The organism is Streptomyces sp. TRM49041 (genome assembly GCF_008271805.1).
GTDB lineage: Bacteria > Actinomycetota > Actinomycetes > Streptomycetales > Streptomycetaceae > Streptomyces.
Map to the genome: position 1 here is coordinate 1 of NZ_VSRY01000100.1, position 14,316 is coordinate 14,316.

Consider the following 14,316-nt stretch of genomic DNA (forward strand, 5'->3'; position numbering starts at 1 on the left):
CTGCTGGGACCGCCCGCCTGGGCCGGGGCGGGCGCCGCCCTCCTGGCGTTCGCCGCCGTCGTCGTCCTCGCGGTACGGGACTGGACCCGCGCCGTCGACGCGTGGTGGCGGAGCACCGACGCCGACCACGCGGCCCGCGTCGTCGCCGGTATCGACCGGCTGCTGGCCGAGACCGCCGTCCACGACTGGCTGTTCGCCGACGCCCGGCACCACTGCTCGGACGGCGCCCGCGCGGCCGGTCTGCTGCTGCGCGGCCTGGCCGCGACCGCCGACATGTACGGCGAGGGCGACACCCCCGCCAGGCCGTCGCCGGAAGCCCGGTCGGCTCCGGCCACGGCTACGGCCACTGCCCCGGCCGAGCCGGATGACGGCGCCGCCGAGACCTGGGACTGGGACACCTGGAGCGACAGCGCGGCCGACGACGGCTGGTACGCCGCCGCCCCGGCCGCGTCCGACCCGTACCCGACCGCCCCGCCTGTGGCCCTGGAGGCCGTCGCCGAGGACCTGGAAGACTGGGCCGCCGACGGCCGGGGCGACTGGACGGCCGGCACCCCGGCCGACGGCACGCCGTACGAGGCTGCCCACGGCACGGCCCACGGCACCGCCCACGGCACGGAGTACGAGACCGCCGACGAGGAGTGGCCGCCGTGGCAGCCGCCCGGCCACATCGAGGACCCGCCGTGGCTGGAGCGGGAGCGCGGCGACGGCGGACCCGACCTGGTCGACACCCTCGTCGCCGACCTCGCATCCGGGACGCGTCGCATCCTCACCCCCTGCTGGGCGCGGATCGAACGCGACCCGGCACGCGCGGGCCGCGCCCCGCTCGACGGGGCGATGCGCGACCTGCTGGACGAGGTGCACGGCCGCCTCCTGCGGGACGCGGCGACCTCACCGCCCCCGCACGCCCCGCATCCCGTACGGCGTCCCGACGCCGCCCGGCTGACCGGTGTCGCCCCGGACCGGGTCGCCGAACTGCTCGCCCCGGGCGGCGACACCGAGCCGACGGTGCCGCTCTGCGGGCCGCAGCACCGGCGGCTGCTGTCCGCCGACCCGCTGGCCGTGCGGCACGTCCGGTTCGTGCCGGAGGCCTTCCGGCGCGGCGCGGACGAGCACGACGACCACAGGACGGCCGCCGAACCGCGCGCCGAGTACGCCAAGTACGTCAAGTACGCCGAGTATCCCGAGTTCGCGGAGGACACGGTGTGGACGCCCGCGGGCCGCCACGCCGGCGTGCTCGGCCTCGTACCGCTGCGCGGCGACGCCGTCCGCACGGTCCGCGAGGACGCACCGGGCGACGCGGGGGAGCCGTCATGACCTACCCCGCGCACGGCGACGACGAACTGTCGTTCCTCACCCACAAGGGCAACCTGGTGCGCTTCGCCGCCCGGTTCGGCCCCGACCGCGACGCGCCGGGACGCCCCGGCCGGCTCGCCCGCACCGCCACACTCGGCCTCGACTGGACCGTCCTCCAGTACCGCATCGCCCCGGGCGACCCGCAGGCGCACAGCGCCCTGGAGCGGGAGGCCGCGGCGGCCGTCGCGCTGGAACGCCGCTACGGGCACGAGCGGTTCGGCGAGGTCTTCACCCGGATCGTCGGCTACGACCTGGAGGCGCCCGAGCCGTTCATCCTCTACCGGATCTCCGACGGCGAGCCCCTCGCCGCGCACTCCGGCGCCCTCGGCGTCGAGGACCAGCAGCAGGTCGCAGCCCAGCTCACCCTGGCCGTACGGCTCCTGGAGGCGGCCGGGCTCGTGCACCGCGCCATCGGCCCGGACACCGTCCGCTGGGACGGCAGGCACGTACGCCTCGCCGAGCCGTACGCGGCGCTGCGGGCCGGTGAGCCGCGCGAGGGGTTCGGCGTGGCCCCGTGGGCGTCGCCCGAGCAGCGTGAGGGCACCGGGGACGCCGACCCGCGCGACGACCTGTGGTCGGTCGCCCAGCTCATGTACTCCCTGCTCGCCGGCCGCCCCGACCGGGGCATGGGCCCGCCCGCGGACCTGGCCGACTTCCGCGGCCTCGCGGCGCTCGCCGACAGCGGCGCCTTCGCCCCGCGGGCCGCCGGGCGCCCGGCCCCCACCGAGCTGATGCGCCTGCTGAACGTCACCGACCCGCTCGCCGTGTCCGTCCGCGGCCCCGACCCGCTGAGCCGCGGCCGCGCCGACTACGACGCGCAGCTGGCCCGCAAACGCGCCCAGCTCGGCCTCGACCGGCCGGTGCACCCGCGGCCCCAGGAATATATGCCGGCCGCCCGCTCCCGGTGGTTCAACCGCCGTACGCCGGCCCGCCCTTCCGCACCGCCCGCCTCACCCGTCCCACCCGCACGCGCGGCGTCGCTGCCGCCGGGGCCGGAGGCGGCCACGGCGGAACGCCTCTGCCCCCACTGCCTGCTGCCCGTCGCGTACGACCCGACGCGGCTCGTGACCATCGACCCCAAGGGCGACCGCATCCCCCTCGACCTGAGCCGCGAACACCGGCCGGCGCACCTCCACGACGCACTGCGCACGGCCTTCCAGCTGTGCCCGTACGCCGACGAGGACAATCTGCACGAGCTGCCCGTCCCCTACCTCCTCAACGGCAGGCCGCTGTCCATCGCCCTCGTCGGCAGCTCCGGCGTGGGCAAGACCCATCTCCTCGCCGCGATGCTCGGCGAGGTCGAGCAGGGCGGCCTCGAACCGTACGGGCTCAAGTGCCTGCCGCTGAACCCGGACACCCACCGCACGTTCCTGCGCGAGCGGGTGCAGAGCCTCCAGCAGGGCAGGGAACTCGGCAGGACCGGGCAGCAGACGTTCGCCCGGTTCGCCGACGGGCTGCTCGTCACCGGCCGCGGCGCCACCCGGCCCGTCGTCTTCTTCGACCTGGCGGGCGAGGACCTGGCCCACGACGGGGACGTGACCAGGTTCCTGATGGGCGTCGACGCGTTCATCTTCGTCCTGGACCCGCTGCGGGCGCTGCGGCTGGCCTCTCTGGACCCGGTGCGCGCGCTGAACGGGCTGCGGCGGCGGGACCTGGGCGACGAGGCGTTCACGACCGTCCTCAACCGGATCCCGCGCAACGGCGGCCCCTACATCGCCGCACCGGCCGCGGTCGCCGTCAACAAGAGCGACCTCGTACGGGTGGAACCGGCCGTCGACCAGTGGCTCGGCCGCGCCCTGCCCCCGGCGTACCGGGCCGACGAGGTGCACGACGAGAGCCGGGACGTCCACGCGTTCGTGGCCCGGCACGCGACGCCCGCGTGGCTCAGGCCCTTCGACGACTGCGCCCGCTGCACGCTGCACTTCGTCGCGGCGACCGGCGGGCAGGCGCGGGACGACCGGTTCCCGCACGGCGTGCGGCCCCGCAGGGTGCTGGCGCCACTGCTGTCGATCTTCGCGATGTGCGGGCTCCTGCCCGGAGTGGACCACGGAGAGGTAGGGATCTGATGTCCCCTCAGGCCAGGCTGGTGGACCAGATCGTCTTCCGCTGGGACACCGACAATCTCTCGGGCACCACCGGCTTCGGTCCGGTCGCCTGCTCGTGCCCCCCGGAGCGGGCCGACGCCGTGTTCCGCAGGACGGGCGCGCTCCTCCGGGCCACCGGTGAGGCGACCGCGCCGGCCCTGCTGCGCCTGGAGAGCGGCGACACGGTGATGCTCGTGCACCGGGCGCCGTGGCGCGACGCGGGCGTGCGTGCGAGCACGGTCTGTCATGCCCTGATGGGCCCGTCGGCCGTGCTCGACCCCGCGACCTGCCTGGGCCTGCACACCTGGTCCTGGGACGGCGGCGGGCTGCCGCTCGCGGAGGTACGGGGCACCCTGCCGAAGGTCGACGAGGCCGCGCTGCTGCCCGCGGCCGACGACGGGCAGCGGCTCCTGACCGGTGGGCTCGCGCAGGTGCGCCGCGAACTGACCGGCGCGGTCGCGGAGTTCCTGCGCGACCCGAAGGCGGGGTTCACGCTGCTCGACCCGTCGGGCACGGCCGCCTGCCGGGTGTTGTGGGGCCTGCACGGCATCTTCGGCGGCCAGGTCGGCCGGCGGTGGACTTTCGCCACGCACGACACCGCCGAGACCGAGCAGCTGCGTTTCGTGTTCGTCAGCCGCTGGACCGGTGAGGCGTCCGGGCACAGCGCCCGGCGCCGTACGGACCCCGCCGAGCGGTGCGGCGACCGCGCCGAGGCCGTCGCGGACCGGCTGGTCCGCCACCAGCTGCGGGAGGAGTACGAGGTGGGGGCGGCCCTCCAGCGCGTGGCGGCCCGGCACCGCGCGAGTCGGGGCGGCCCGATGTCGCTGCTGGCCCTGGCGGAGGCGGCGCTGTCGGCCCTCGGGCCGCCGGACCAGGACGCCGCCCCGCCTCCGCTACCGCCCAGCCCGCCCTCCCCTCGGCCCCGGCCACGGCCTCCGGTCCCGGTGGCCGCCCCGGAGTGGCCCGCACCGTCGGAGGACCGGGACCGGCCGCGGATGCCCAGATGGCTGGGCGGCGCCGGCCCCGGGCCGCGCCGCAGGCCCGGGCGCGGGGACCTGCTGGCGGCCGTCCAGGACCCGTTCGGGGCGCACGCGGGCGAGGCGGTGTCCGCCGCCCCGGACGACGAACTGCTGGGGGCTCTGGGCATGGGCGCCGGATACGAGGCGCTCACGCTGCTGATGACCGAGGTGGCCGAGCGGTGGCCCTCCTGGGGCCGTGAACAGCGCACGGCGCTGGGCGCCGTACTGCTGGACCAGGAGCTGTACGTCACCGACCGGGCGGGTCACGGCCACCCCGGCGACGACGTGCGCGCCGCGAACGCCGCGTCGGTCTACCGCTGGGCGGTACGCCCGGTGCTGGACGACCCGGAGCTGGCCGCCCGTGTGACGTATCTGCTTCCTCGTCTGGTCACGGCCCCGCACCGCGCTGCCCGTGCCGCCGTCCGCCAGATCACCGACAGTCCCGCCCCCGGCCTCCCGGAAGCCACCTGGCAGGCTCTCCTCAAGGCCACCCGGGCCCGCCGCGGCGCCCATTCCCGCGATCGCGGGCCCCGCTCCGACGACGCCCCGGACAGCCGCCCCGCGCCCCCGCCACAGCAGACGTACGAGGGGGAGGGCCGACCGCGCTCCGGCCCTCCGAACGCCGCCCCGCCGGGCGCGCCCGGAGGGCCGGGGGACGCCCGCCGTCCGGACCGCTCCTGGGACGGACACCCCTCAGGCCCCACGACCGGCCTCGACGGTGGCCGGGCCCCCGACCCGCAGTCACCCCGGACGGCGCCCCGGACGCCGCCCCGGGGCGGTACCTGGGACGGCCCTGCCCAGAGCGCCGGTGGCGGCGCCGCCCGCACCGGGGACGACCGTCCCCCGCCCGGGCCGGGCGGGGGACGGGGCAGCCCGCACGTGGACCGGCTGGGTGGCCCCGGTTGGCAGGGTGCCGCCGAGCGCCGGACGCCCTCGGAGGGTTCGCGGGACGGCCGCCCACCGGATTCAGGGCATGGGCGGGGTGACCCCGGCGGGGCGGGGGACGGCCGTTCCCGGGGCGCTGGACCGGCCGTCTCCGGAGCAGGGCCCGACGGCGTCGTCCCGGCGGTGGACGGCCCGTCCGCGCTCCGGTCGGGCGTCCGCCAGGGCCCGTCGGACATGGACCAGCGCGGTGGCGACCAGCCGATGTCGCCGGACCGTTCGCCAGGCGGGTCGCGGGGTGCCGACCCGCCTGACGGACCCGGCCGCTCGTGGGACGGCGAGCCCGCGCCCAAGGCCGGTGGCCGGCACCGGATGGCGGCCACCGACGCGTCCGGCGAACCACGGCGCCAAGGGGACCCCGACCGGTCGGCGGACCCGCGCCGCCCCCGCGACGAGCCCGGGCCCGGGCGGCCGCCCCGGCAGCCGGACGAGCGGCCCGGAGGAGCCCTCGGGCAGCCGCCCCGGCCCGGCACCGAGCCCCGGACCGCCGTCCCGCCCCCCGTCCCGCCCGCCGGCCACCGGCCCACCGGGCACCGGCCGCCCGGCCGGGCCACCCCCCGCCCGCCGGGTGAGGCCCCCCGCCCGGAGGGTGCCGACCCGCCCGGCAGGGCGGCGGCGCGCTCACGGGCAGCCGACGACATCAGGCCGTACATCGTCATGGGCGTCCTTGTCGGCATCATCGTCGCCCTGCTCGTCACCGTCCTCGTGCTGCTGCTGGGGTCCTAGAAAGTGACCATGACGGTGCGTCGGGCGCTCGGCTCGGCCAGGATGGGGGAATGGGATTCCATGTCGATTCCGAGACCGGGCGGCTGCGCCGCGTCATCCTGCACCGCCCCGACCTGGAGCTGAAGCGCCTCACCCCGACCAACAAGGAGGAGCTGCTCTTCGACGACGTCCTCTGGGTACGCCGCGCCCGCCAGGAGCACGACGGCTTCGCCGACGTCCTCAACGACCGCGGTGTCGAGGTGTACCTCTTCGGCGACCTGCTGCGCGAGGCACTCGACCTGCCATCCGCGCGCAAGCTCGTCCTCGACCGGGTCTTCGACGAGAAGGAGTACGGCCCCCTCGCCACGGACCACCTCCGCTCCGTCTTCGAGGCGATGGACACCCCCGGCCTCGTGGAGGCCCTGGTCGGTGGCGTCACCAAGCGGGAGTACCTGGCCGGCCACCCCGAGCCGACCTCGGTCCGCTTCCACGTCATGGACCTGGACGACTTCCTTCTCCCGCCCCTCCCGAACCACCTCTTCACCCGCGACACCTCCACCTGGATCTACGACGGCGTGTCGATCAACGCCATGCGCTGGCCCGCGCGTCAGCGTGAGACGGTCCACTTCGAGGCGATCTACAAGCACCACCCGCTCTTCACGGGCCCCGAGGCCGGCGCCTTCCACCACTGGTCGGAGGGTCTGGAGGACTACCCGTCCACCATCGAGGGCGGCGACGTCCTGGTCCTCGGCAACGGCGCGGTGCTCATCGGTATGAGCGAGCGCACGACCCCGCAGGCCGTCGAGATGCTCGCGCGCGGGCTGTTCGCCGCCGGCTCGGCGCACACCATCATCGCCCTGGACATGCCGAAGAGCCGGGCGCTGATGCACCTGGACACGGTCATGACGATGGTCGCGGGCGACACGTTCACCAAGTACGCGGGCCTCGGCATGCTCCGCTCGTACACGATCGAACCCGGCGAGCGCGGCCAGGTCCTGAAGGTCACCGATCATCCGCCGGAGCACATGCACCGCGCCATAGCGGAGGCGCTGGGGCTGCCCTCCATCCGCGTGCTGACGGCCATCCAGGACGTGCACGCGGCGGAGCGCGAGCAGTGGGACGACGGCTGCAACGTCCTCGCGGTCGAGCCCGGTGTCGTCATCGCGTACGAGCGCAACGTCACCACCAACACCCATCTGCGCCGAGAGGGCATCGAGGTGATCGAGATCCCCGGCAGCGAACTGGGCCGGGGCCGCGGCGGCCCGCGCTGCATGAGCTGTCCCATCGAACGGGACGGGGTCTGACGAGCGACGCGAGCCGAGGAGCCGACGCGCCGCCGAACTGCCGAGCTGCCCGGGACGGGGCACCACCAGTCTGTATAAGAATGCCTAATGTCGTATAGACTTCCATAGCCCCGTCCGCAGACCCCAGGAGCCCCCCATGGCCACCGACCTCACCGGCCGCCACTTCCTCAAGGAGCTGGACTTCACCGCCGAAGAGTTCCGCGGCCTCGTCGACCTGGCCGCGGAGCTCAAGGCGGCCAAGAAGGCGGGTGCCGAGGTCCGGCGGCTGCGCGGCAGGAACATCGCGCTCATCTTCGAGAAGACCTCCACCCGCACCCGCTGCGCCTTCGAGGTCGCCGCCGCCGACCAGGGCGCCTCCACCACGTACCTCGACCCGAGCGGCTCCCAGATCGGCCACAAGGAGTCCGTCAAGGACACCGCGCGCGTCCTCGGTCGCATGTTCGACGCCATCGAGTACCGCGGCGACAGTCAGCCGGCCGTGGAGGAGCTCGCGGCACACGCCGGCGTCCCCGTCTACAACGGGCTGACCGACGACTGGCATCCCACGCAGATGCTCGCCGACGTGCTCACGGTCACCGAGCACACCGACAAGCCCCTCGACCGGGTCGCCTTCGCCTACCTGGGTGACGCCCGCTACAACATGGGCAACTCCTACCTCGTCACCGGCGCCCTCCTGGGCATGGACATCCGGGTCGTCGCCCCCAAGGCGTACTGGCCCGACGAGGGCGTTCTCGCCCAGGCCCGGAAAGCCGCCGAGGCGAGCGGCGCCCGCGTCACGCTCACCGAGGACGTCGCCGAGGGCGTCCAGGGAGCCGACTTCGTGGCCACCGACGTGTGGGTCTCCATGGGTGAGTCCAAGGAGGTGTGGGCCGAGCGGATCGCCGCTCTCGCCCCGTACGCGGTCACCATGGACGTCCTCCGTGCGACCGGAAACCCGCAGGTCAAGTTTCTGCACTGCCTGCCCGCCTTCCACGACCTGGGCACGGCCGTCGGCCGCGAGGTCCACGAGCGGTACGGCCTGGCCGAGCTGGAGGTGACCGACGAGGTCTTCGAGTCCGCGCACTCCGTCGTCTTCGACCAGGCCGAGAACCGGCTGCACACCATCAAGGCCGTCATGGTGGCGACACTCGCGGGGCCGGATATCGCGCAGTCGTGACGACAGTCACGCAGGAGTGATAGCGTCGACAGGGAGAGAGGCAGAGAAGCAGAGAAGCGGCAAGCAGCACGACGACGACGTCGAGGGAGGCCGCACCGCATGAGCCCGTTCACCGGTTCCGTGCCCCGCACCGAGGAGTGGCGGCATCTGAGGCTGACGGTCGACGACGGTGTCGCCACCGTCACCCTCGACCGCCCCGCGAAGCTCAACGCACTCACCTTCGGCGCCTACGCCGACCTCCGCGACCTCCTCGCCCAGCTGTCCCGCGACCGCTCTGTCCGGGCCCTCGTCCTCGGCGGCGAGGGCCGGGGCTTCTGCTCGGGCGGCGACGTCGACGACATCATCGGCGCCACCCTCGCCATGGACACCGCGCAGCTTCTCGACTTCAACCGGATGACCGGCCAGGTCGTCCGGGCGGTGCGCGAGTGCCCCTTCCCCGTGATCGCCGCGGTGCACGGTGTCGCCGCGGGCGCCGGGGCGGTGCTGGCACTCGCCGCGGACTTCCGGATCGCCGACCCGTCCGCCCGTTTCGCGTTCCTCTTCACCAAGGTGGGCCTGTCCGGCGGCGACATGGGCGCCGCCTACCTCCTCCCCCGCGTCGTCGGGCTCGGCCACGCCACCCGGCTCCTCATGCTCGGCGAACCGGTCCGCGCGCCCGAGGCCGAACGGATCGGCCTGATCAGCGAACTCACCGACGAGGGCCGGGCCGGCACCCGCGCCGCCGAGCTGGCCCGCCGTCTCGCCGACGGTCCGGCCCTCGCGTACGCGCAGACGAAGGCGCTGCTCACCGCCGAGCTCGACATGCCCCTCGCGGCGTCCGTCGAACTCGACGCGGCCACGCAGGCCCTCCTGATGAACGGCGACGACTACGCCGAGTTCCACGCCGCGTTCACCGAGAAGCGGCCCCCCAAGTGGCGGGGGCGGTGACCATGGCCCTGCGTGTGGCGGTCATCGGGGGCGGCCCCGGCGGCCTGTACGCCGCGGCCCTCCTCAAGCGCCTCGACCCCGAGCGGGACGTCACCGTCTGGGAGCGCGACGCCCCCGACGACACGTTCGGCTTCGGTGTCGTCCTGTCCGACGAGACCCTCGGCGGTATCGAGCACGCCGACCCGGACGTGTACCGGGCCCTCCGGCGGGAGTTCGTCCGCTGGGACGACATCGACATCGTCCACCGCGGCCGGCTCCTGACCTCCGGCGGCCACGGCTTCGCCGCGCTCGGCCGCCACCGGCTCCTGGAGATCCTGCACGCCCGCTGCACCGAGCTGGGCGTACGGCTCCGCTTCCGCGCCGAGGCCCCGCCGGCCGCCGAGCTGGCCATGGCGTACGACCTGGTCATCGCCGCCGACGGCATCCACAGCCGCACCCGCGACGCCCACGCGGACGTGTTCCGTCCGCGCCTCACCGCACACCGCTGCCGCTACATCTGGCTCGCCGCCGACTTCGCCTTCGACGCGTTCCGCTTCGACATCGCCGAGACCGAGCACGGCGTGCTGCAGCTCCACGGCTACCCCTACGCCCGCCCGTCGCCCGACCTTCGGCCGCGGAGTCATTCCGGCGCGTCGACCGTCATCGTCGAGACCCGGGAAGAGGTCTGGCGGGCCGCGGGCTTCGACGAGCTCAGCACGGACGAGTCCGTCGCCCGCTGCGCCAAGATCTTCTCGGAGGCGCTCCGCGGCCGTCCCCTCCGCTCGAACAACTCCACCTGGACGACCTTCCGCACGGTCGTCAACGACCGCTGGTCGCACGGCAACATCGTCCTCCTCGGCGACGCCGCGCACACCGCGCACTTCTCCATCGGCTCCGGCACGAAGCTCGCCGTCGAGGACGCGCTCGCCCTGGCCGCCTGCGTCGAGGAGCAGCCGAGCCTCGACCGGGCCCTCCAGGCGTACGAGACCGAGCGCCGCCCGGTCGTCGAGTCCACGCAGCGGGCGGCGGCGGCGAGCCTCCGCTGGTTCGAGGAGCTCGCCGGGTACGTCGACCAGCCGCCCCGCCGGTTCGCGTTCAACCTCCTCACGCGCAGCCGCCGCGTCACCCACGACAACCTGCGGCTCCGCGACCCGGGCTTCACCGGCGCGGTGGAACGCGACTTCGGCTGCCCGCCGGGCACACCGCCCATGTTCACGCCGTTCCGGCTGCGCGGGCTGACCCTGCGCAACCGGGTCGTGGTCTCACCCATGGACATGTACTCGGCCGTCGACGGCGTCCCCGGCGACTTCCACCTCGTCCACCTGGGAGCCCGGGCGCTGGGCGGCGCCGGACTGGTCATGACCGAGATGGTCTGCGTCAGCCCGGAGGGCCGCATCACCCCGGGCTGCGCGGGCCTCTACACCCGGGAGCAGGCCGCGGCGTGGCGCCGCATCACGGAGTTCACCCACACCCGGTCACCCTCGACGGCGATCGGTGTCCAACTGGGCCACTCCGGCCGCAAGGGCTCCACCAAGCTCATGTGGGAGGGCATGGACCAGCCACTGGACGAGGGCAACTGGCCCGTGGTCGCCGCGTCCCCGCTGCCGTACCGCCCGGGTGTCAACCAGACCCCGCACACCCTGGACCGAGCCGGTCTGCGTGCCGTCCGCGAGCAGTTCGTCAGGGCGGCCCGCCACGCCGCGGAGGCGGACTTCGACCTCCTGGAACTCCACTGTGCCCACGGCTACCTGCTCTCCGGCTTCCTCTCCCCGCTCACGAACCACCGCACCGACGCGTACGGCGGCCCCCTGCAGAACCGGCTCCGCTACCCCCTGGAGGTCTTCGACGCGGTCCGCGAGGTGTGGCCCGACGACCGCCCCATGACCGTCCGTGTGTCCGCCACCGACTGGGCCCCGGGCGGCACCACCGCCGACGACGCCGTCGAGATCGCCCGCGCCTTCACCGCGCACGGCGCCGACGCCCTCGACATCTCCACCGGCCAGGTCGTCGCCGACGAACAACCCGAGTACGGCCGCTCCTACCAGACTCCGTACGCCGACCGCATCCGCAACGCCCTCGGCGTCCCCGTCATCGCCGTAGGCGCGATCTCGTCCTGGGACGACGTCAACAGCCTCCTCCTGGCGGGCCGCGCCGACCTCTGCGCCCTGGCCCGCCCCCACCTGTACGACCCCCACTGGACCCTCCACGCCGCCGCCGACCAGTCCTACACGGGTCCGGCCGCCCCCTGGCCGTCCCCGTACCGGGCGGGCAGCCGCAAACCCCCTACGGGCCGCACGGACGCCCCGAAGCCCCGGCTGACGCTCAGGGGCCCGTGAGGCAGCCGGCGACACGGCCCGCGGCGCCCGGCCGGACGGTTGTCACGCCCCGTCGCGACGCCCCGCTGCCCCGTACGGCCGCACGAACTCCGCCCCCGCGTCCCGCAGCCGGGTGTGCAGCTCGCCGAAGACCTCCGCCGCCCTGCGGCCCGGCCAGCCCGCCGGAAGGAGCTCCTCCGGCAGGCCCGGGTCGGCGTACGGGAGGCGGCGCCAGGAGTCGAGGGCGAGCAGGTAGTCGCGGTACGCCTCCTCCGGCGGGCCCGGGGACTTCTGCCAGTGCCAGCGGCGCAGTACCGGCTCGTGGCGGTCCAGGAACTCCTCGTGCTGCTTGGCGATGGCGGCCAGGTCCCACCAGCGGGCCACCGCCTCCGCCGTCGCGGTGAAGCCCAGGTGCTCGCCGCGGAACAGGTCGACGTACGGGTCCAGGTGGAGTCGCCGGAGGGTGTGGCGGGTCTCCTCGTGGAGGGCCGCCGGGGCGATCCACACGCCGGGGGCCGCCGAGCCGAAGCCCAGCCGGGCGAGGCGGGAGCGCAGCAGATGACGCTTGTGGCGCTCCGCCTCCGGGACGGAGAACACCGCCAGCACCCAGCCGTCGCCCGGCCGGGGCTCTTCGCGCGCGTAGATGCGGCGGTCTCCGTCGTCCAGGAGCTGGCGGGCGTCCGCCGACAGGGCGTACCCGGCCGCCCCGTCGGCGGTGCGCTCCGGCACCAGCAGGCCGCGCCGTTTCAGGCGGGACACCGACGACCGTACGGACGGGGCGTCGACGCCCAGCGCACCCATGAGCCGGATCAGCTCGGCCACCGGCATGGGGGCGTTGTCGGGCGTCCTCCCGTACGCGCCGTACAGGGAGACGATCAGGGAACGCGGAGTGTGCTGCTCGGCCACGCGATCACTTTAGGCACGCAGCTTGAACCGCTGCAGCTTCCCCGTCGCCGTACGCGGCAGGGCGTCGAGGAACACGATATCGCGCGGGCACTTGTACGGCACGAGCCGCGACCGTACGAATGCGCGCAGTGCCTCGGCCGTGTCCTCGTCGCGCGGCAGCCCGTCCCGCAGGACCGTGTACGCCACGACCACCTGGCCGCGCAGTTCGTCCGCCCGGCCCACGACCGCCGCCTCCAGTACGTCGGGGTGGGCCAGCAGCGCCTCCTCGACCTGCGGGCCCGCGATGTTGTACCCGGCGGAGATGATCATGTCGTCGGCGCGCGCGACGTACCGCAGACAGCCGTCGGGCTCGCGGACATACGTGTCGCCGGTGAGGTTCCAGCCGTCGCGGACGTACTCCCGCTGCCGCTCGTCGGCCAGATAGCGGCATCCGACCGGGCCGCGCACCGCCAGCAGCCCCTCCTCGCCGTCCGGGACCGGCCGCCCCGCGGCGTCCACCACGCGGGCGTGCCACCCCGGCACGGGCACCCCGGTCGTGCCGGGCCTGAAGGCGTCCCCGGCGGCCGAGATGAAGATGTGCAGCAGTTCGGTCGCGCCGATGCCGTTGATCAGCCGCAGCCCGGTCCGCTCGCGCCAGGCGTGCCAGGTCGCCTCCGGCAGGTTCTCGCCCGCCGACACGCACAGCCGCAGCGAGGAGGTGTCGTACGCGTCGACGTCGTCCAGCATCGCCCGGTACGCGGTCGGCGCCGTGAACAGCACCGATACGCGGTGCTCGGCGACAGCCGGGAGCAAGTGCTTCGGGCCCGCCTGCTCAAGCAGCAGCGTGGACGCGCCCGCGCGCAGCGGGAAGACGACCAGCCCGCCGAGCCCGAATGTGAACCCGAGCGGCGGCGATCCCCCGAACAGGTCGTCCGGTTCCGGCTTCAGCACCTGCGCCGAGAACGTGTCCGCGACGGCCAGCACATCCCGGTGGAAGTGCATGCACCCCTTGGGCCGCCCGGTCGTCCCGGACGTGAAGGCGATGAGCGCGACATCGTCGGCGGCCGTGTCCACCCCCTCGTACGGGTCCGGCGGCCGTCGCGCCGCGAGCCGCAGCAGGTCGTCGGACGCGTCACCCCCGTACGCCGTGACGCGCAGCCCCGGCACCTCCGCCTTCACCAGGTCGTCGACCGACCGGATGTCGCACAGCGCGTGACCGACGGCCGCCATCTCGCACATCACGGCCAGCTCCCGCGGCCGCTGCTGCGCCAGCACCGTCACCGCCACGGCGCCGGCCTTCATCACCGCGAGCCAGCAGGCCGCCAGCCAGGGCGTGGTGGGGCCGCGCAGCAGCACCCGGTTGCCGGGCACGACGCCCAGGTCGGAGGTGAGGGTGCGGGCGATCCGGTCCACGCGCTCGCGCAGCTCGCCGTAGCTCCACACCGCGCCCGAGCCGTCCCGGAAGGCGGGCCGGCCCTCGCCGAACCGCTCGATCGTGCGGTCCAGCAGCTCCACGCCGCAGTTGACCCGTTCGGGGTACCGCGGCCCGGGCGGGCCGAAGAGGAGGTCCGGCCACTGCTCACGGGGCGGCAGATGGTCGCGGGGGAAGGTGTCCAGGTGCGCCGAAGGCGTCAGATCCATGGGTGC

General features: G+C 74.7%; 8 protein-coding genes and 1 pseudogene. 7 read left to right on the plus strand and 2 right to left on the minus strand.

Features of this window, described 5'->3' with window-relative positions:
- The 7 genes and pseudogenes from FVS66_RS34905 to FVS66_RS10050 form a co-directional block, all read left to right on the plus strand.
- Positions 1–1,314 (plus strand): annotated as a pseudogene (locus FVS66_RS34905) (hypothetical protein); the annotation flags it as partial.
- Entirely contained in the window at positions 1,311–3,419 is a 2,109-nt protein-coding gene (locus tag FVS66_RS10025; RefSeq protein ID WP_262386903.1) for a hypothetical protein, read from the plus strand. The pseudogene FVS66_RS34905 and the gene FVS66_RS10025, both read left to right, overlap by 4 nt.
- Positions 3,419–6,124, plus strand: a complete 2,706-nt coding sequence (locus FVS66_RS10030) for a hypothetical protein (RefSeq protein ID WP_149180678.1) — start codon at positions 3,419–3,421, stop codon at positions 6,122–6,124. Before FVS66_RS10025 ends, FVS66_RS10030 begins: the two co-directional genes overlap by 1 nt.
- A gap of 50 nt (positions 6,125–6,174) precedes the next feature.
- Entirely contained in the window at positions 6,175–7,407 is a 1,233-nt protein-coding gene (locus FVS66_RS10035) for an arginine deiminase (protein ID WP_149180679.1), read from the plus strand.
- A gap of 136 nt (positions 7,408–7,543) precedes the next feature.
- Positions 7,544–8,563, plus strand: coding sequence for an ornithine carbamoyltransferase (gene argF, locus FVS66_RS10040; RefSeq protein WP_149180680.1), 1,020 nt, complete (start codon positions 7,544–7,546; stop codon positions 8,561–8,563).
- Positions 8,564–8,662: 99 nt separating this feature from the next.
- Positions 8,663–9,490, plus strand: coding sequence for an enoyl-CoA hydratase family protein (locus tag FVS66_RS10045; protein ID WP_149180681.1), 828 nt, complete (start codon positions 8,663–8,665; stop codon positions 9,488–9,490).
- 2 nt (positions 9,491–9,492) lie between these two features.
- The gene (locus FVS66_RS10050; protein WP_149180682.1) at positions 9,493–11,805 is read left to right on the plus strand and encodes a bifunctional salicylyl-CoA 5-hydroxylase/oxidoreductase; all 2,313 of its coding nucleotides are present in this window, start codon (positions 9,493–9,495) and stop codon (positions 11,803–11,805) included.
- A gap of 42 nt (positions 11,806–11,847) precedes the next feature.
- Here FVS66_RS10050 and FVS66_RS10055 read toward each other — a convergent pair whose 3' ends face one another.
- Both FVS66_RS10055 and FVS66_RS10060 read right to left on the minus strand, forming a co-directional pair.
- Positions 11,848–12,690, minus strand: coding sequence for a PaaX family transcriptional regulator C-terminal domain-containing protein (locus FVS66_RS10055; RefSeq protein WP_149180683.1), 843 nt, complete (start codon positions 12,688–12,690; stop codon positions 11,848–11,850).
- A 9-nt stretch (positions 12,691–12,699) separates the two neighbouring features.
- Entirely contained in the window at positions 12,700–14,310 is a 1,611-nt protein-coding gene (locus tag FVS66_RS10060; protein WP_149180684.1) for an AMP-binding protein, read from the minus strand.
- Positions 14,311–14,316 lie beyond the last annotated feature (6 nt).

What these genes read in the sequence shown, in the direction of transcription:
- FVS66_RS10025 (WP_262386903.1), top strand. Translation starts at nt 1,311, where the DNA reads ATGACCTACCCCGCGCACGGCGACGACGAACTGTCGTTCCTCACCCAC.
- FVS66_RS10030 (WP_149180678.1), top strand. Translation starts at nt 3,419, where the DNA reads ATGTCCCCTCAGGCCAGGCTGGTGGACCAGATCGTCTTCCGCTGGGAC.
- FVS66_RS10035 (WP_149180679.1), top strand. Translation starts at nt 6,175, where the DNA reads ATGGGATTCCATGTCGATTCCGAGACCGGGCGGCTGCGCCGCGTCATC.
- argF (WP_149180680.1), top strand. Translation starts at nt 7,544, where the DNA reads ATGGCCACCGACCTCACCGGCCGCCACTTCCTCAAGGAGCTGGACTTC.
- FVS66_RS10045 (WP_149180681.1), top strand. Translation starts at nt 8,663, where the DNA reads ATGAGCCCGTTCACCGGTTCCGTGCCCCGCACCGAGGAGTGGCGGCAT.
- FVS66_RS10050 (WP_149180682.1), top strand. Translation starts at nt 9,493, where the DNA reads ATGGCCCTGCGTGTGGCGGTCATCGGGGGCGGCCCCGGCGGCCTGTAC.
- FVS66_RS10060 (WP_149180684.1), bottom strand. Translation starts at nt 14,310, where the DNA reads ATGGATCTGACGCCTTCGGCGCACCTGGACACCTTCCCCCGCGACCAT.